General features: G+C 71.0%; 16 protein-coding genes and 1 pseudogene. 7 read left to right on the top strand and 10 right to left on the bottom strand.

All coding sequences use genetic code 11. The features are described 5' to 3' along the window. Window positions 1-89: 89 nt before the first annotated feature. Complete coding sequence (locus QMK30_RS12700) at window positions 90-2,756, bottom strand: glycoside hydrolase family 84 protein (RefSeq protein WP_283517711.1); 2,667 nt, start codon at window positions 2,754-2,756, stop codon at window positions 90-92. A gap of 163 nt (window positions 2,757-2,919) precedes the next feature. Here QMK30_RS12700 and QMK30_RS12695 point away from each other — a divergent pair, with 163 nt between their 5' ends. Further along, complete coding sequence (locus QMK30_RS12695) at window positions 2,920-3,834, top strand: SDR family oxidoreductase (RefSeq protein WP_283517709.1); 915 nt, start codon at window positions 2,920-2,922, stop codon at window positions 3,832-3,834. 32 nt (window positions 3,835-3,866) lie between these two features. Here the strand turns inward: QMK30_RS12695 and QMK30_RS12690 are convergent, their stop codons facing one another. From QMK30_RS12690 to QMK30_RS12680, 3 genes are all read right to left on the bottom strand, one after another. Beyond that, the gene (locus QMK30_RS12690; protein ID WP_283517707.1) at window positions 3,867-4,700 is read right to left on the bottom strand and encodes an enoyl-CoA hydratase/isomerase family protein; all 834 of its coding nucleotides are present in this window, start codon (window positions 4,698-4,700) and stop codon (window positions 3,867-3,869) included. Window positions 4,701-4,916: 216 nt separating this feature from the next. Beyond that, on the bottom strand, window positions 4,917-5,657 hold the full coding sequence (locus QMK30_RS12685; RefSeq protein WP_283517706.1) for a PIG-L deacetylase family protein: 741 nt from the start codon (window positions 5,655-5,657) through the stop codon (window positions 4,917-4,919). A 70-nt stretch (window positions 5,658-5,727) separates the two neighbouring features. After that, window positions 5,728-7,026, bottom strand: coding sequence for an alpha/beta fold hydrolase (locus QMK30_RS12680; RefSeq protein ID WP_283517705.1), 1,299 nt, complete (start codon window positions 7,024-7,026; stop codon window positions 5,728-5,730). Window positions 7,027-7,122: 96 nt separating this feature from the next. Between QMK30_RS12680 and QMK30_RS12675 the strand changes: the two genes are divergently transcribed. Then, window positions 7,123-8,286: an ABC transporter ATP-binding protein gene (locus QMK30_RS12675; RefSeq protein WP_283517703.1), complete on the top strand. Its 1,164-nt coding sequence runs from the start codon at window positions 7,123-7,125 to the stop codon at window positions 8,284-8,286. A 53-nt stretch (window positions 8,287-8,339) separates the two neighbouring features. On the opposite strand, the gene QMK30_RS12670 is transcribed toward QMK30_RS12675, so the two are convergent. From QMK30_RS12670 to QMK30_RS12660, 3 genes are read right to left on the bottom strand one after another with little or no spacing between them, the layout of a single operon-like run. Beyond that, the gene (locus QMK30_RS12670) at window positions 8,340-9,293 is read right to left on the bottom strand and encodes an ABC transporter substrate-binding protein (RefSeq protein ID WP_283517701.1); all 954 of its coding nucleotides are present in this window, start codon (window positions 9,291-9,293) and stop codon (window positions 8,340-8,342) included. Next, the gene (locus QMK30_RS12665; protein ID WP_283517699.1) at window positions 9,290-9,964 is read right to left on the bottom strand and encodes an ABC transporter permease; all 675 of its coding nucleotides are present in this window, start codon (window positions 9,962-9,964) and stop codon (window positions 9,290-9,292) included. Before QMK30_RS12665 ends, QMK30_RS12670 begins: the two co-directional genes overlap by 4 nt. Continuing rightward, window positions 9,961-10,641, bottom strand: coding sequence for an ABC transporter permease (locus tag QMK30_RS12660; RefSeq protein WP_283517697.1), 681 nt, complete (start codon window positions 10,639-10,641; stop codon window positions 9,961-9,963). Before QMK30_RS12660 ends, QMK30_RS12665 begins: the two co-directional genes overlap by 4 nt. A 306-nt stretch (window positions 10,642-10,947) precedes the next feature. Between QMK30_RS12660 and QMK30_RS12655 the strand changes: the two genes are divergently transcribed. Genes QMK30_RS12655 through QMK30_RS12645 form a run of 3 tightly spaced genes read left to right on the top strand, consistent with a single transcriptional unit; the run spans window position 10,948 to window position 14,070 of the window. Then, window positions 10,948-11,238 (top strand): WhiB family transcriptional regulator, encoded by a 291-nt coding sequence (locus QMK30_RS12655; RefSeq protein WP_502963125.1) that lies wholly within the window; start codon window positions 10,948-10,950, stop codon window positions 11,236-11,238. Between the two features lie 47 nt (window positions 11,239-11,285). After that, on the top strand, window positions 11,286-11,621 hold the full coding sequence (locus QMK30_RS12650; protein WP_283517695.1) for a hypothetical protein: 336 nt from the start codon (window positions 11,286-11,288) through the stop codon (window positions 11,619-11,621). A gap of 37 nt (window positions 11,622-11,658) precedes the next feature. After that, a complete protein-coding gene (locus QMK30_RS12645; protein WP_283517693.1) occupies window positions 11,659-14,070 on the top strand; it encodes a phosphoketolase family protein in 2,412 nt (803 codons plus the stop codon). A gap of 49 nt (window positions 14,071-14,119) precedes the next feature. Here QMK30_RS12645 and QMK30_RS12640 read toward each other — a convergent pair whose 3' ends face one another. The 3 genes from QMK30_RS12640 to QMK30_RS12630 form a co-directional block, all read right to left on the bottom strand. Further along, a complete protein-coding gene (locus QMK30_RS12640; protein ID WP_283517691.1) occupies window positions 14,120-14,608 on the bottom strand; it encodes a flavin reductase family protein in 489 nt (162 codons plus the stop codon). 40 nt (window positions 14,609-14,648) lie between these two features. Next, complete coding sequence (locus QMK30_RS12635; protein WP_283517690.1) at window positions 14,649-15,194, bottom strand: ATP-binding protein; 546 nt, start codon at window positions 15,192-15,194, stop codon at window positions 14,649-14,651. 274 nt (window positions 15,195-15,468) lie between these two features. After that, entirely contained in the window at window positions 15,469-16,065 is a 597-nt protein-coding gene (locus QMK30_RS12630; protein ID WP_283517689.1) for a hypothetical protein, read from the bottom strand. Window positions 16,066-16,224: 159 nt separating this feature from the next. Here QMK30_RS12630 and QMK30_RS12625 point away from each other — a divergent pair, with 159 nt between their 5' ends. Further along, window positions 16,225-16,572, top strand: coding sequence for a tetratricopeptide repeat protein (locus tag QMK30_RS12625; RefSeq protein ID WP_283517759.1), 348 nt, complete (start codon window positions 16,225-16,227; stop codon window positions 16,570-16,572). A gap of 455 nt (window positions 16,573-17,027) precedes the next feature. Then, window positions 17,028-17,186, top strand: a pseudogene (locus QMK30_RS12620) (Crp/Fnr family transcriptional regulator); the annotation flags it as partial. Window positions 17,187-17,278: the final 92 nt, after the last annotated feature.

Genomic DNA, 17,278 nt, shown 5'->3' with positions numbered 1-17,278 from the left:
CGGGAGAGCGGGAACGCCCGCGCGGGAGGTGCGGACGCGGTGCGGCCACCGGGCGGTTCGCCCGGTGGCCGCACACGGACACTTCCCGGCTAGCGGACGACCACCTCGGCGATCCGAGGGGCGCCCGTACCGGCACGCCAGAGCAGGCGCACCGCCGAGAAGGCGGCGGTGCCGATCCGGAACTCCTGGTACCCACGCGCCAGCTGTCCCACCGTGCGCCAGCTGCCGTCCGCGGCCCGCACCTGGACGGCGGCCCGTACGACGGCGCCCTCGGGCTGGAGCACGACGACGGACTTCGCCGTCCGCGCGCCGCCCAGGTCGACCTGGAGCGCCTCGCCCGACTGCGGGGTGCGCTCAGCCCGGTAGACGCTCTCGACGTCGCCGTCGGCCGCGGCGCGCAGGCTGCTGGCGGTGGCGGCGGGCGGGCCGCCGCTCACGGCCGAGTCCCGGGTCTGGACGCTGAACTCGCGCACGACCAGCCAGTTGGTCTGGCGCGCGGTGGCCCGCGCCCGCACATAGCGGGCCATGGTACCCGCCGGGGCTGTCACGGTGACGTCCGGCGTGGCCGAGACAGCCGTCAGCTGCCGCCAGTCGGTACCGTCGGACGAGTACTCAAGGACTCCCTGGCGCAGATAGTCGTTGACGTTGCCCGGCTTGGCCATCGCGAGCCGGATGTCGCCGATCTCGCGCTCCTTGCGCAGGTCGACCGTGACGTGGTCGCCGACGGCCACGGCGCGGCTGCTCCAGAAGAACGTCGCGTCGCTGCCGTCGAGCATCCGGTCGATGCCGTTGCCCTGGTAGGCGGGCAGGTTGGTGAGGCCCTTGATCCGGCCGGTCACCCCGAGCAGCCGGTCGTGCTCGGCCGCCGCGTCCTCGACGAACTTGTCGAGCACGCCTTCGCCGACCGTCACCGGGATCCTGTCCCCTTCGAGGTCGACGTAGACGAAGGACTTCGCCTTCGCGACGAGGGAGGGCAGCCGCTGCCGCAGCTTCCACGCCGCCTCGCCCTCACCGTCGCGGGCCGTCTCGACCAGTTTCAGCGCGGAGCGCGTGGCGACGCCCCAGGCCTCGGCCGAGTCGAGCCACGGGTCGCTGTCGTTGATGAACTCCTGCTCGGGGAGGCGCTCACGCAGTACGTCCGGAGACCGCTGGAGGTCGGCCAGGGCGCCGTCGAGCCGGCCCTCGTTCCCCGACTGCCAGAACCGCGCGATCTCGGCGGTCAGCGCGGGTGCCTGCCGGGACTGGATCCGTGAGCTGTAGTTGACGTCGGAGAAGATCCGCAGCGCCTTCCCGGTCCGCGCGTCGCCGCCCGCGTACTCGTCGATCGCCGTCAGCCAGGACCGGCGCGGGTCGTACGCCGCGTCGTTCCAGCTGTAGTCGGCGACGGTGATCAGCGGGATCTTGGAGGCGTACGCCTGGTTCATCGGGTTGGCGGTGATGCCGGAGCCCAGCTCCGCGGGCATCCCCTTCTCGCGGCCGTTGTACGGGCCGAGGAGCAGCCGGTTGGTGACGTAGTCGTTCACCGGGTAGTTGTCCCAGAGCAGGATCGGGTGCGCGAAGACCTGCCGGGCGGTCCTGGCCTGCGCCACGGTGATCACCGGCGCGATGACGCCGACGCCGGTCCACTCGACGACGATGTCCGGGTCGAGCTGTGCGGCGATCGCCTTCTTGTAGGGCGAGGCGTTGATGCTGGCGTACTCCGTCGGCACCATCTGGAGCGGCTCGGCGCCCGGGTGGGTGGCGATGAAGCCCCGGTTCACCCGGTTCAGGAAGTACGACTGGGCGGCGCCGGCCGCGGCGGCTCCGGTCCCCCACTTGTCCCGGTCCGCCTGGCAGTTCCACGCGGTGTGGTTGATGTCGTCCAGCGGCACGGCGAAGGTCCGCGCGCCGAGGTCCCAGACCGTCTGGAATTTGTCGGTGAGCGCCTTGATGTCGGCCTCGGAGCTGTAGCAGGCCGAGAGTCCCGGCGAGAGCGCGTAGGTGAACTCCACGTGGCGGGCGCGGGAGCGGCCGACGAGCTCGCGGATCTTCGCGAGCTGCGCGGCGGGGTATGGCTCGCGCCACTGTTCACGCAGATACGGGTCGTCCTTGGGCGAGTACACGAAGATGTTCATCTTGTGCTCGCCGTAGAAGTCGAGCTGGTCGAGACGGGCCGCGTGGGTCCACGGGATGCCGTAGAACCCCTCGATGACGCCGCGGATCGGGGTGGTCGGCCAGTCGCGGACCTCGATGCCGTCGACCCTGGAGCCCGACCGGCGGCTCTCGGGCAGTACCTGACGCAGCGACTGGGCCGCGTAGTAGGTGCCGGTGGCGTTCTTGCCCGCGAGGACCATCGCGCGGTCGCCGATGCCCAGGACATAGCCCTCGGCGGGCAGCGCGGTGGGCCCTGCGATGCCGAGGCCGGTCAGCGCCGTCGCGCTCTGCGGGGTCTCGGCGGGGCCGCCCACGTAGACGGTGAGCCTGCCCTGGACGGGGCGATCGCCGCGCACGACCTTGGTGGCGCCCGCGTCGCGCAGCGCCTGCTGGGTCACGGCCAGCGCGGCGGCGTCCGCCTGCGCGCCCGCCACGAGGGTCACCGTGGCGGTGACCGTGGCCCGGTCATTACGTTCCTCGCGGTCCTGCGGGGTCGGGGTGATGACAGAGGTGGATCTTCGGTCGTTGTCGTCCGGTGGGTCGGCGACCGCCGAGACCGTCGGAACACCGAGTACGAGGGAAAGAGCGGTGGCGAGCGTGGCGAGTCGGCGCCGGCGGAGCATCACACGTCCTCCAGGGATCCCATTGAGCACCGTGGTCATTCGCGCATCACAACGTCACAGAATCCATCAGGCCCCTGACAGACTGTCAATGGCGCGCGCGGCGATTGCGGACGATTCGGCAGGAGCATTCAACATTCGGCCGGATAGCGGTATCGATACGGCCATGACAGAGCCAGAGAAGACGCACGCGCGGCCCGCCGGGCTGCCGGGTCCTCCACCGGCCGGTGCGAGCGCGCTGCCGCCCGGTACGTACGACGGCAGCACGGTCCTGGTCACGGGCGGTGGGACCGGCCTGGGCAAGGCCATCGCGGCGGAGTTCGCGCAGCTGGGGGCCGGTCTGGTGATCGCGAGCCGCAAGGCCGAGCACCTGAAGGCCGCTCAGGACGATCTGGCGGCGATCGGCGGCGGCCGGGTGGTGACCGCGGAGTGCGACATCCGGGACTCTGAGCGGATCGCCGAGGTCTTCGACGCGGCCACGGCCGCGTCGGGGCTGCCGGACGTCCTCGTCAACAACGCGGCGGCCAACTTCCCGGTACCGGCGGAGGACATGTCGCCCAACGCGTGGCGTGCGGTCGTGGACATCACCCTCACGGGCACCTGGTTCATGACCCGCGAGTTCGCCCGCCGCCACCTGGCGGCCGGGACGCCCGGCTCAATCGTCAACATCGGCGCGTCGTACGCCTGGACGGGCGGCCCCGGCTTCGCGCACAGCGCCGCCGCCAAGGCCGGCGTGAAGAGCCTCGTCGAGACGCTGGCCGTGGAGTGGGGCCCGTACGGCATCCAGATCAACGGGCTGGTGCCGGGGCTCGTCCCGCACGAGGACATGACCGAGGACATCCGTGACCACCTCGACCGACAGCGGGAGAAGGCCGGCAGGCAGCCCGCGCTCAGAGTGGGCCTGCCCCGCGAGGTGGGCTGGGCCGCGACCTTCCTCGCCTCCCCGTACGCGAGGTTCATCACGGGCCACACGCTGGTCGTCGACGGCGCGAACTGGCAACGCCGCACGCTGGTGAGCCCACCGGTGTCGACCGTGCGCGAGCAGCTGGGACGCGGGGCGTTCGGGGACGGGGCGGGGTAGGGGGCGGGGTAGGGCGGTGCTCCGGCCGCCTCCTACTTGCCCTCGAAGACCGGCTTCCGGCGGGCCGCCTTCGCCGCGTAGCCCTCGCGCGCGTCATCGGAGGCGAGGGTGAGGGCCGCCGTCATCGCCCCGCGCTCCAGCGCGCCCGCCATCGCCGCGTCGGCGTACGCGTCGATGGAGCGCTTGATGCCCTGGACGGCGAGCGGCGCGTTCGCCGCGATCTCCGCGGCCACCCCGCGCGCGGCCTTCTCCAGCTCGCCCACGGGGACGACGGACTGGAGGAGCCCCAGGCGTTCGGCCGTCGCCGCGTCGATGCGGCGCCCGGTCAGCGCCAGGAACTTGGCCCAGCCGGCGCCCGCGTCACGCGCGATCCGCAGGTCGCCCCCCGCGTCGACGGCGACCCCGAGCCGCGCCTCGGGCAGCGCGCAGACGGCGTCGTCCGCGGCGATGCGCAGATCGGCCATCAGCGCCAGCTCGAAACCGAAGCCCAGGCAGTAGCCCTGCACGGCGGCGACGACGGGCTGTGGGAGCCGGGCGAAGGCGGCGAATATCTCGTGGGCCCACCGCAGGCCCTCGTGATAGTTGCGGGTCCGCTCGGCCGTCGAGCGGCCGGTGATCGCACCGCCGGGCGCGGTGAAGTCGATGCCCGCGCAGAAGGCCCGCCCCTCAGCCCTCAGGAGCACCACCCGCACCGCGGGGTCGAAGCGGATCCGGTCCGCCATCAGCCCGAGCTGGCGGGTGGACTCCCAGCTCCAGGCGTTGAGTTTCTCCGGGCGGCTGAGGGTGAGGGTGCCGATGCCGTCCTCGATGTCGAGGCGCATCCGCTCCTCACCCTCGGCGACCTCCGTGCCGATCGTGTCGATCATCGTCCCCGTACTCCTCTCCGAGATCTGACGTCACGTCAGAGTATGGGGCGGGGCTTACGACCTCACCCGCGATTGGCAGCGGCGTCGCGGCGCCTGGGACTCCGCCTCCGGCGTTGTCGTCAGTTGCGATGGCTCCGCCATCACTCCCTCCTCCGCCTTGGATTCGAAGGCCCCAGACGTCGCTCCTTCTCCCACTGTCAATCGCGGGTGAGGTCGTTAGCGGTTGAAGAGCTCGAAGGCGACGGCGGGCTTCCCGCCAAAGCGCTCGGCCGCCTGCTGCGCGTTCCCGGTGAGGAAGGTCCGGCAGTACGCCTCGGGGTCCTCGTCCGTCAACGCCTCGATGTATGTGCGGTGTTCGAGCAAGGACCGCACCGAGCGTTCGAGTCCGGCGGTCGCGTCCACGGCGTGCGTGGGTGTGGCCGTGCCCGCGACGGCGACCCAGCGCACGCCGTCCCAGGGGGCGAGGCCCTGTGCCGTCAGCTCAGGGAAGATCCAGCGGTTGCCCGCGTCTCCCGCGGCATCGAGGGCCGCCCGGCCCACGGCCTGATGGTCCGGCGTGTTCCAGGCGCCACCGAGGCCGCCCCAGGTGTCGCGGTGGTTGAGCGTGATGACGAGTTCGGGGCGGTGCTTGCGGATGGCCGCGGCGATGTCGCGGCGCAAGGCGGTCCCGTACTCGATCACACCATCCTTGTGGTCGAGGAATTCGACCGCGCTGACCCCGACGACCGCCGCGCTCGCCCGCTGTTCCTGCTCGCGCAGCGGTCCGCTCTTGTCGGGTTCCAGGCTGTCGATCCCGGCCTCGCCGCGGGTGGCCAGGAGGTACGTCACCTCGCGGCCCGCGTCGGTCCATCCCGCGACGGCCCCGGCGCACCCGTACTCCAGGTCGTCCGGGTGGGCGACAACGGCCAGGGCGCGCTGCCAGTCGGAGGGCATCGGCTGAAGCTGTTCGGTCGTCATGCGCGCAGAATAGGCGACGCAGCCCCATTCCGGCCGTCCCCCTCATCCGCCATCCGTCACCCGCCGCCCGTCACCTGTCATCGCGGGCGAGAGCCAGCAGCCGGTCGAGGACCCTCGGCCCGCTCGCGCGCAGCCCGTCGTGTTCGTACTCGTCGGTGACCCAGGTGCGCAGCCCTTTGATGCTCCGGGCCGTGGCCAGCGCGTGCTCGGTGTCGACGTACATGTCGTCGTGGTAGATCGCGGCGGCCACCGGCACCTCGTTGGCGGCGAGGCGGTCCGTGTCGTACAGGGCGGGCCAGTCGGTGCGATCGGCGAGCAGCCCGGCGGTCTCGCGCAGCGGGCGCAGCGCCGGGTCGCAGTCGAAGTGCCAGGGGTGGATGCTCTCCCCGCTGAAGAGCACGGGCCCGTTCCCTGCGAGCGACGCGGTGGCGTCGAACCGCGGGAACTCCGCGCGGACCCGCTCGGCGCCCCAGGCGGTGGGGTGCACGCCCTGGGCGTAGATCGCCTCGTGCAGGACGGCGTACAGCGGGTGGCCCGCGTAGGACAGCTCGGCATGCACCGCTTCCAGGAAGGCGTCACTGAGTGCGGGTCCCTGCGGGGTGCGCAGAAAGGCGTTCTCCAGGAGGTAGTGCAGGCGGTGGCTGCCGTCGCCGGAGCCAAGCACGATGCCGAGCGACTGGAATGCCTCCGGGGTCAGCCTGTAGCCACTGGGCAGCACCGTCTCGTGCTCGGCCAGGTGGGCTGCGATCCGGGCGGCCCGCTCGATGTCCTGGGGGTAGCGCGCGTAGTGGGCCGCGTTCTTGCGCTCGATACGGACGAACGCGGCGCGGTAGACGTCCTCCACGCGCGCGTGGAGCGAGGGCAGTCCGCCGGTGATGAGGACCGTGCGCAGCCCTTCGGGGGCGGCGCTGAGGTAGTGGACGGCGCAGAAGCCGCCGAAGCTCTGGCCAAGTACGGTCCAGGGCGCACCGCCGGTCAGTCGCGGGCGGATGGTCTCGCAGTCCCGGACGATCGCGTCGGCGCGGAAGTGCGCGAGATAGGCGGCCTGTTCACGCGGTCCGCCGCGCAGTGGCAGCATCTGCCGGTTGGCGGGGGTGGAGCGCCCGGTGCCGCGCTGGTCGACGAGCAGGACCCGGAACTCCTGGAGGGCGCGTCCCAGCCAGGCCTGCTGCCCGACGAAGCGCCGGGCGCCGAAGCCGGGGCCGCCCTCCAGGTAGACCAGCCACGGCAGATCCGCGTCGGCCTGAGAACTCGCCACGACCTCACGCGCGAAGAGCTCGATGCGCTCCCCGGAGGGGTCCGCGTGATCGAGCGGCACGGAGAAGCTGTGGTCGGTGAGGACGGTCCCGGGCTGGCGATAACTAATCAACTCTGCTCCCTTTTTGATCACTCCTGAACAGTTCAGCACACTCGTACAGTCGCGGCCCGTGTGCGAGAAGGTCCCGGCGCTTCTAGCGTGGCGTACATGATCCGGTTCGAGCAGGTCAGCAAGGTCTATCCGGACGGCACCGCCGCCGTGCACGACCTGTCCTTCGAGGTGGCGGAGGGCGAACTGGTCACCCTCGTCGGCCCCTCGGGCTGCGGCAAGACGACCACCATGATGATGGTGAACCGGCTGATCGAGCCGACCTCCGGCCGGATCCTCATGGACGGCGAGGACATCGCGGGCGTGGACCCCGTGAAACTGCGCCGCCGCATCGGTTACGTCATCCAGCAAGTGGGCCTCTTCCCGCACCGCACCATCCTCGACAACACCGCCACCGTCCCCTTTCTGACCGGCTGGAAGAAGGCGAAGGCCAGGGCGCGCGCGGCCGAGCTGCTCGATCTGGTCGGGCTCGACCCGTCGCTCTACGGCTCGCGCTATCCGGACCAGCTGTCCGGCGGGCAGCGCCAACGCGTCGGTGTCGCCCGTGCGCTGGCGGCCGACCCGCCCGTACTCCTGATGGACGAACCGTTCGGAGCGGTCGACCCGGTGGTCCGCGAACGCCTCCAGGACGAGTTCCTCAACCTCCAGGCGACGGTCCGCAAGACCGTCCTGCTGGTCACCCACGACATCGAGGAGGCGGTGCGGATGGGCGACCGCATCGCTGTGTACGGCGAAGGGCGCATCGAGCAGTTCGACACCCCGGCGACGGTCCTCGGCACCCCGGCCACGCCCTATGTGGCGCAGTTCGTGGGCGCCGACCGGGGGCTGAAACGCCTCTCCGTCACCCGGGTCGAGCCCGACGACCTGGAACAGCCGCCGGTGGCCCGGCTGGAGGAGCCGGCCGGGGTCGCGGCGGCGCGGCTGCGCGCCGATGACGCCCGGTGGGCCGTGGTCCTCACCCTCGGCGGCGATCTGCACGGCTGGGTGTCCACGGAGGAACTCACCCTCGCCGGGCAGGAGGGCACGGTGGGCGACCTGGCCCGCCGGATGGACGCCTGGGTCCCCGTCGGAGCGCCCCTCAAGCACGCCTTCAGCGAAATGCTGCAGTACGACGCGGGCTGGGTCGCGGTGCTGGACGGGGCGCGGTTCGTCGGCGTACTGACCCCGGCGAAGCTGCACGAGGCGCTGCGCCGGTCGGTCGACGCGGACGCGCAGGGCGTGCCGCGCGACCAGGTGGAGTTCGACTCGGTGGCGGACGCGTAGAGCCCGTACCGGCGAGCGAGCCGCTCCCCCGCACCCCCCGGGACCGGCTCGCCTCAGTCCGCCGGGATCAGCCTCTTCGACTCCAGATACTCCCTGGCGACGTCCTCGGGGAGCCTGCGCCAGCTGTCCACCTGTTCGTTGAGTGACGCCAGATCCGCCGTCGTCAGTACGGTGTTGAGCTTGTCCAACGCACCGGTGACCCCGGTGGATCCGGCGCGCGAGCGGTTGACGACCGGCACGATGTAGTCGGCGTTCTGCAGTGACTTGTCGTCCTTGAGCAGGACCAGACCGAAGTCGTCGAGTGTCGCGTCGGTCGTTGTGGTGAGGACCATCTGGTCCTGGCCGCTCTGGACGGCCTGCTTGGCGGGGGTGGTGCCGACGCCCTTGGGATCGACGGCGGTGATGTCGATGCCGTACGTCTTCTTCAGGCCCGGCTCGCAGTAGGGGCGCTGTACGCACTCGTCGCCCGCGGCCAACCGCACCGGCAGCTTGGACTTACCAAGGTCCGTGAGGGTCTTCAGATGGTGCTCGGCGGCGTACGCCGCCGTGACGGCGAAGGCGTTCTGGTCGACGGCGCGGCCCGGGTCGAGGACGGTGAGGCCGCGCGGAGCGGCCAGTTTCCGCAGCGCGGTCATGGTGGCGCCGAGGTCGGGCGAGCCGACCGGCTTCGCGTCGGCCCCGTTTGCCTTGGCGTTCAACCAGTCCGCGAAGGTGGCGGCGTATTCGGGGACGACATCGATCTGGCCGTTCTCCAGGGCGGGTTCGTACAGTTCGCGGTTGGTGACGGACAGGATCGTCGTCCGGTAGCCGGCCCGGTCGAGGAGCAGCGCGTACATCTGCGCCAGCAGGTCGCTCTCGGTGAAGCCCGCGGAGCCGATGGTCAACTGTCGGCTGTCGCCGGGCGGCGCGGTCACCTCTCCCTGGTTCTCCAGGGCGGGACCGGTCGAACAGGCGGTGGCGGCAGCGGCGAGCAGCAGCGCCGCGGCGGTGTGAAGGGGCCTTCTCATTGCGCCCTGCCTCTCGCCCACCGCGGTGACAGTCGCTCCGCGATCTCGAACAGTCCCTCCACGAGCAGGGCGAAGACCGCCACCAGCACGGCGCCCGCCACCACCTGCGGGGTGCTCGCCAGGTTGAAGCCCGCGGTGATGATCCGGCCCAGGCCGCCGCCGCCGGCAAGCGCCGCGACGGTCGCGGTGGCGACCAGCTGCACGGCGGCGATGCGCACTCCGGTGAGGATCAGCGGGAGGGCGAGGGGCAGTTCCACCCGCCACAGCAACTGACCGCCGGTCATGCCCATGCCGCGCGCCGCCCGGACGATGTCCCGGTCGACGCCGCGCATGCCGACGTAGGTGTTGGTGAGCAGTGGCGGCACGGCGAAGAGCACCAGCGCGATGATCGTCGGCCAGTCGCCGTGCGTGCCGATCGGGGTGAGGAGCAGCAGCACGAGGACGGCGAAGGTGGGCACGGCCCGCCCGACGTTGGAGATGTTGACGGCGAGCGCGCCGCCCTTGCCGAGGTGGCCCAGCACGAGGGCGACGGGCAGCGCGATCAGGCAGCTGATCAGCAGGCACACCACGGTGAGGAAGAGGTGTTCGCCGAGCCGGTGCCAGACGCCGCCCTCGCCCGCCCAGTTGGCGGAACTGGTGATCCAGTCCCGGGCGGCGGAGAGCGTGTTCATGCGCGGGCCTCCCTCAGCCAGGGCGTGAGCAGCCGCTGTACGCCGAGAAGCAGCAGGTCGGCTGCGACGGCGATGACGACGCACATGACGGACGCGGTGAGGACCTGTGCCTTGAAGTACGTGTTCATGCCCGCGTAGATGAGATTACCGAGGCCGCCGTACCCGACAATCGCGCCGATGGTGACGAGGGACACGGCGGAGACGGTGGCGATGCGCAGGCCCGCCATGGCGGCGGGCAGCGCGAGCGGGAGTTCGACGGCGAGCAGCAGCCGCACCGGCCCGTAGCCCATGCCGCGGGCCGCCTGGCGAGTGTCCTCGGGGACCGCGCGCAGCCCGGCGAGGATGTTGCGTACGAGCAGGGTGAGCGAGTAGAGGACGAGCCCGGCGACGACGAGGGAGGCGGAGAGCCCGTACACCGGCAGCAGCAGCGAGAACATCGCGAGCGAGGGAATCGTGTAGAGGACGGTCGTCAGGCTGAGTACGGGACCCGACGCCCAGCGCCAGCGGCGCGCCGCGACGGCGAGCGGTACGGCGAGGACCAGGCCCAGGAGTACGGAGACGACGGTCAGCTGGAGGTGCTGGATCACGGCGTCCAGCAGGATTTCGCCGCGTGAGGAGATGTACTCACCGCAGATCCACTCATTGCGCGCGAGGCAGTCGTCCGGGGGCCCGGTCACCCGTCCATTGCAGCCCGCACCGGGGGCGTAGCGCGCGTATTGGTGGACTGTTCGGGGGGACGCGGTGCGAGGGACGGCGGGGCCGGTCACAAATCGGGGCGTGGCCGCCGCGCCCGCCCGGCCACGGCATCGCGCGTCGCGTCCGGCCATGCGGCGACCTGCCACGGGAGGTCTCGCGGCCCGGCGGAGAGTCGGTGCGGCAAGCCCCTCGACTGGACGAATCGGCTCCCGCCCGTTTGAACGTCGCCGTGAGTGGTCACCCGCCGGGGACACCACATCAACGAAAGCCGACCGACGGGAGTGGCCATGATGGAGTCGTGGATCGAGCGTGCGGCGTGCACCGACGAGGATCCGGAGTTGTTCTTTCCGGTCAGCGCCGAGGGCCCCGGAGCCGAGCAGCGGCAGCAGGCCAAGACGGTGTGCGCGGGATGTCCGGTGCAGAAGGAATGCCTGCACTGGGCCCTCACCACCGGGCAGACGTCCGGCATCTGGGGCGGCACCTGCGAACGCGAGCGGGCCGCCATCCGCCACCGCGAGGGCACCGGCGGCCGGGGCCGGCGGGTCACCGCCCGGGAGACACGGGCCCCCAACCATTGAGTGCGGCCGGCCGCTACGACCGGTCGCGACAACCAGTGAGGACAGCCATGAGTGACAGCAACGACGAGGAACGGCGTGACGGCGCCCACCGGGCGCAGAAGCAGGGCCGGGAGCAGGGCCAGAAACAGGAGACCGAGGTGACCGGACAGCGGGAGCCCCAGGACGGCCAAGGTCCCCCCGGGGAGTTCGAGACCCCGGTCGGCCCCGGCACCGGCACCGGCGCCGCCGAGGAGCCGGTCGGGCGCGACCTCCCGGACGCCGGGACGAACGCCCCGTCCTTCCCGGTCGTGAGGAACGGCGGCGCGAAGGCCCCCGCCGAGGAGGAGAGCAAAGACAGCACGACGCAGGTCGCGGATCCGGCCGAGGAGGAGACACCCGACTGACGGTGGGATCACGCCAACCGCCCCCTGGGCGTCCGTCGTGAGAGCGTCGGAAGGTGAGAGCGTCGGGACACGACACAGGGCTACGCGAGGAGAGACCGTGACCGAGGACCGGCTGGCCGAGCTCGACGCGCACTGGCGTGCCGCGAACTATCTGGCCGTCGGCCAGATCTACCTGCTGACCAATCCCCTGCTGGCGGAGCCGCTGCGGCCTGAGCACATCAAGGAGCGGCTGCTGGGCCACTGGGGCACCTCACCCGGCCTCAACCTGGTGCACACCCACCTCAACCGCATCGTGCGCGAACGCGACCAGGAAACCCTGTGCGTCTGGGGTCCCGGGCACGGTGGCCCCGCGGTGCTGGCCAACTCCTGGCTGGAGGGCTCGTACTCCGAGACGTACCCCGACGTGAGCCGGGACCGGGCAGGCATGGAGCGGCTGTTCCGGCAGTTCTCGTTCCCCGGCGGGGTGCCCAGCCATGTCGCGCCGGAGACGCCCGGCTCGATCCACGAGGGCGGTGAGCTCGGTTACTCGCTCTCGCACGCCTACGGCGCCGCCTTCGACAACCCGAAGCTCCTTGTCGCGTGTGTGATCGGTGACGGGGAGGCCGAGACCGGCCCGCTCGCCGCGTCCTGGCATTCCAACAAGTTCCTCGACCCGGTGCACGACGGCGCCGTACTGCCGATCCTGCACCTCAACGGCTACAAGATCGCCAACCCGACGGTGCTGGCGCGCCTGTCCCCCGGCGAGCTCGACGCGTTGCTGCGCGGCTACGGTCACGAGCCGATCCATGTCGACGGCGACGAGCCGTTCGCCGTGCACCGCGCCATGGCCGATGCGATGGACACCGCCCTGGACAGCATCGCGCGCATCCAGCGGGCCGCACGGGACGAGGGCGTCACCGAGCGGCAGCGCTGGCCCATGATCGTGCTGCGCACCCCGAAGGGCTGGACCGGACCGGCCGAAGTCGACGGTCTGCCCGTGGAGGGCACCTGGCGCGCGCACCAGGTGCCGCTCTCGGGCGTACGGGACAACCCCGAGCATCTCGCGCAGCTGGAGGCCTGGCTTCGTTCGTACCGCCCCGATGAGCTCTTCGACGCCGACGGACGACCCACCGCGCAGGTACTCGCCGGTGTCCCGGAGGGTGCCCGCAGGCTCGGTGCCACCCCGCACGCCAACGGCGGAACCCTCGTGCGCGACCTTCCCGTTCCGCCCCTGGAGCACTTCGCCGTCCCTGTCGGCAAGCCCGGCACAGTCCTCCACGAACCGACCCGGGTGCTCGGCGGCATGCTCGCGAAAATCATGACCGACACGTCGGAGCGCCGGAACTTCCGGGTCGTGGGTCCCGACGAGACCGAGTCCAACCGCCTCGGTGCGCTGTACGAGACCACCGGCAAGGCCTGGCAGGCGCGGACCCTGCCCACCGACGAACACCTCGCCCACGACGGCCGGGTGATGGAGATCCTCTCCGAACACACCTGCCAGGGCTGGCTGGAGGGCTACAACCTCACCGGGCGGCACGGACTGTTCTCCTGCTACGAGGCATTCGTCCATATCGTCGACTCCATGGTCAACCAGCACATCAAGTGGCTGAAGACCTCGCGCGAACTGACCTGGCGCCGCCCGGTCCCGTCCCTCAACTACCTGCTCACCAGCCATGTCTGGCGCCAGGACCACAACGGCTTCTCCCACCAGGACCCCGGTTTCGTCGACCACGTACTCAACAAGAGCCCCGACGTCGTACGCGTGTATCTGCCGCCGGACACCAACACCCTGCTCGCCGTCGCCGACCATGTCCTGCGCTCCCGCGACTACGTCAACGTGATCGTCGCGGGCAAGCAGCCCTGCTTCGACTGGCTCACCCTGGACGAGGCCCGCGCCCACTGCGCGCGCGGCGCCGGCATCTGGCCCTGGGCGGGCACGGAGAGCACGGAGCGCGCGCCGGACGTCGTGCTGGCCTGCGCGGGCGACGTACCCACCCAGGAGACTCTCGCCGCGGCACAACTGCTCCGCGAGCATCTGCCGCACCTGAGTGTCCGGGTCGTCAACGTCGTCGACATGACCCGCCTGATGCCGCAGGGCGAGCACCCGCACGGCATGCCCGACTCGGAGTACGACGCCCTGTTCACCCCCGACAAACCGGTCGTCTTCGCCTACCACGGCTACCCCTGGCTGGTGCACCGTCTGGCCTACCGGCGTACCGGGCACGACAGCCTCCATGTGCGCGGCTACAAGGAGTCGGGCAGCACGACCACGCCGTTCGACATGGTCGTACGCAACGATCTGGACCGGTACCGGCTGGTCATGGACGTCATCGACCGCGTCCCCGGCCTCGCCGTCCGCGCCGCGCCCGTGCGCCAGACGATGGCCGACGCCCGCACCCGGCATCACGCGTGGATCCGCGAGCACGGCACGGACCTGCCCGAGGTCACGGACTGGACCTGGAGCGGCTGACGCGGGCGCGGGCGGCACCCGGACACCAACGGTATGGGGCGGCGGGTGCTCAGCCGACCGGGTGCCCCGGCTCGATGTCGATGGCATCCCTCAGCATCAGCAGGGCGCCCTCGCGCTCCCCCGGCTCTCCGTGCGAGACGGGACTGAGGAGAAAACCGACGTGGTCTCCGCCGTCGATGAGCGTCTCGATCCGGCCGACGAACCAGGCCGGGGCATCAGTCAGTACTGGGACGTCACCGCTCCCGGAGGTCCACGGCACGCGGGCGAACTTGTCGATACGCTCGCCGCTCTCGCCGCCGAACAGCTCGGCCAGCGCGCGCTGTTCACGTCCCAGGAGGTGAACCGCCAGGTGTGTGGCGGCCCGTGCCACCCGAAGAGTCCGGTTGGCCTTGGACAGCCAGACCATGAACCGGACGGGTTCGATCGAGCACTGGGAGGCGAACCCCACCAGGCACCCCGCCTGTTCCCCGGCAGCCGCGGTGGTCACCACATGGACCGGGTAGTCCAACCGATCGATGAACCCTTCCAGGTCCGCCACTGCATGTGCTCCTCACTGCGCCGGAATACGTCGGCACGGCTTACCGGTCGGCAAGGGCCCCGATCGGATCCGGATCCGAGGCCGCGGACCAGTCCGCCGGTTCGGTCCCGGCGGTCTGCCCCTGCGGCTGCGGCTGAACCGCGACCGCGTCGGTCGGCGGGACGATGAAGTCGGCCAGCGGCAGACCGACGGCGACCTCGGTCCGGAGCGTGAACCAGACGACCTTGCCCTCAGGGGTCCGGTGGGTGCCCCAACTGTCGCTGAGACTGGCCACCATCGCCAGACCCCGCCCGCGGGCCGCCTCCGGCGGCGAGCTGTGCACCTGCGGCAGCCGCCGGTCGTGGTCCGTGACGGCGGCGGTCAGGCTCCGGCCGGTCCAGCGCAGTTCGAGCGTGCACCGCTTGTCGCCGTCCACGTGCCGCTGGACGTTGGTGAGCAGCTCGCACACGCCGAGGCTGACGGGCTGAATGAGGGATTCGAGCCCCCAGTGGCGCAGGTGCGCGGCGACGATCCGGCGGGCCTGGGGGACTCGGGCCGGCTCGGCCTCCATGTCCAGCGTGTACTCACGATCGGCTTGGGTGGTCACGACGAAGGCTCCCGGTGTGTGCGGTGACCTCGGACCGGCTTCCGACGCCCGCCCCACCCCGGCGGAACAGAAAGTAGCCAAAAGGTCACATATGGACACCCTCAGGCTCACCCCGAATGGCGCAACCCGCAACACAGGGCCGCTGCGGCACGCCGATCGACTCGGGACCTTGGTCCCGGCACCTGGGGCTTTTGGCCTCCGAGAGGGCCCGAAGCCGCTGCTAGCGTTGGGGCGTCGCGCAGTCCGGATCCCCGGCGCAGCCGCCGTTCCGTTTTCAACGATCACGCGACCCGCAGATACGCCGCACGCCCTGGCCTAGAGGAGGCGATGCCTCATGGATCACAGTCCGAGTCGGACGAACACCGCGCACCGCATCGTCTCGACTCCCGCACCCTGAGCCGTAGCCGCACCTACCCCTGCGTCTCCCCCGGTGAGCCCCGGTGAGTTGAGCACATTTCAACGCCCCCCTTTTTTTGCGCATTCGCGCTCCGCCACAGCCGCGCACACACGCCGCGCCGCCCTGCGCCCACAGGAAGAAGAACGCGCGGTCCAGTGAGGCCCGGGCCGCCTGCCGCAACTGTCCGACCGTCAGGCCTTGGTCGGTGACGGCCCGCCGGAACACGGCGGTCAGGTCGCTGCGGCTGACGCCGGGGTCGTCGGTGGCCAGGGCCACCGGTACGCCTGCGGCCAGATAGGTGCGCAGCGGGTGCCGGTCGCCGCGGACCCGCAGGATCTGGGCGTGGCTGATCAACGGGGTCTCGACGAGGACGTGTTGGCGGCGCATTCGGGCGAGGAGCGGCCCGGGCCGCCGCCCGTGGGCGAGGTCCACGGCGTGGCCGACCCGGTCGGTGCCCGCCAGGCCGACGGGCATATTTCCGCTTCCCCGCGGGAGCGGCCCGTCCACGTTCCGCGCCCTTGGCCACAGGCGCCGGCACGGCCACGCCCGCAGCGATCAAGGGAATGTTTATCTTTCAACCTCTGTTGTGGGGGTGAACAGTAACCCGGACCGGAGGAGCGAGCGACCGTGAACCTGAACGACGCCTACTACACCCACGGCCCGGCCGCCGACCGCTGGGCGCGGGCGCACCTCTTCTTCGACGCCAAGGAGTACGAGAAGGCCGCGCGCGTCCTCACCTCCCTGGTGGACGAGGTGCCCGAGCAGGTCGCCCCGCGCCTGATGCTGGCCCGCTCCTACTACCACTCCGCACAGCTGGGCAAGGCGGAGACGCAGCTGCGTGCCGTGCTGGAGCGCAGCCCCGTGGAGCACTACGCGCGCCTGATGCTGGGCCGCTGCCTGGAGCGGCAGGGTCGCGCCGACGAGGCCGCGCCCCAACTGCGTCTGGCGGCGGCGCTCTCGGGCGACTTCACCGACGCCTGAGCGGTCCCGGGCCTCGTCCTTCGCGGCGGCTCCCGCGGCGACTGCGATGGTCGCCGCGGCTCGGGGCTGCCCGACCCGGCAACTTCAGGTTGGCCCAACTTTCGTTTTGTTGAAGGTTGTTCCAGGCTGCCGGTCGGCCGCCACCACGGACTCGCAAGTCGTCCGTGAACACATCCGCCACCGGATACCGGACAAACACCACCGCATAAGCTGCCCTTTGGGAATCACCTAGCTCCAACATAGGAGCACATCACGTCAAATGCCGGGCAGTTGCTCCCTGCGTATGCCCGACGTTCCCAAGGCCACGAAGGTGCGCATCCTCGCGTACAGCACTTTTCCGGCCCATCACCAATATCGGCACCTTGTGGTGACCGGACACCGAGAAGACGATCGCCTCGTTCCGGTGTGCCACCCGGCGAACTTCCCGGGTCACGCCCGTCTTCGAGGAGGCCCCTGTGAACGATCGACTCGCTCTCAGTCCGGATGCGGCACGGCAACTCGCCAGCGCCACCAAGACCACCCCGCAGACGCGCGGCATCACCCCGCGCCATCTGCTGCGCACCCTGCCCTGGGTGGACGTGGAATCGGGTGTCTTCCGGGTCAACCGGCGCCGTGAGGAATTCGGCGCGTATCCGGTCGGCCACCTCGCTGACCTCTTCGGAGCCGTCGTTCGCCGGGTCGATGTGGACGCGGAACGGGCGGCTCC

The sequence above is a fragment of the Streptomyces sp. H27-C3 genome (assembly GCF_030063415.1).
GTDB lineage: Bacteria > Actinomycetota > Actinomycetes > Streptomycetales > Streptomycetaceae > Streptomyces.
Note: the sequence above shows the minus strand (reverse complement) of the source record. Positions and strands in the feature narration are given on the sequence as shown.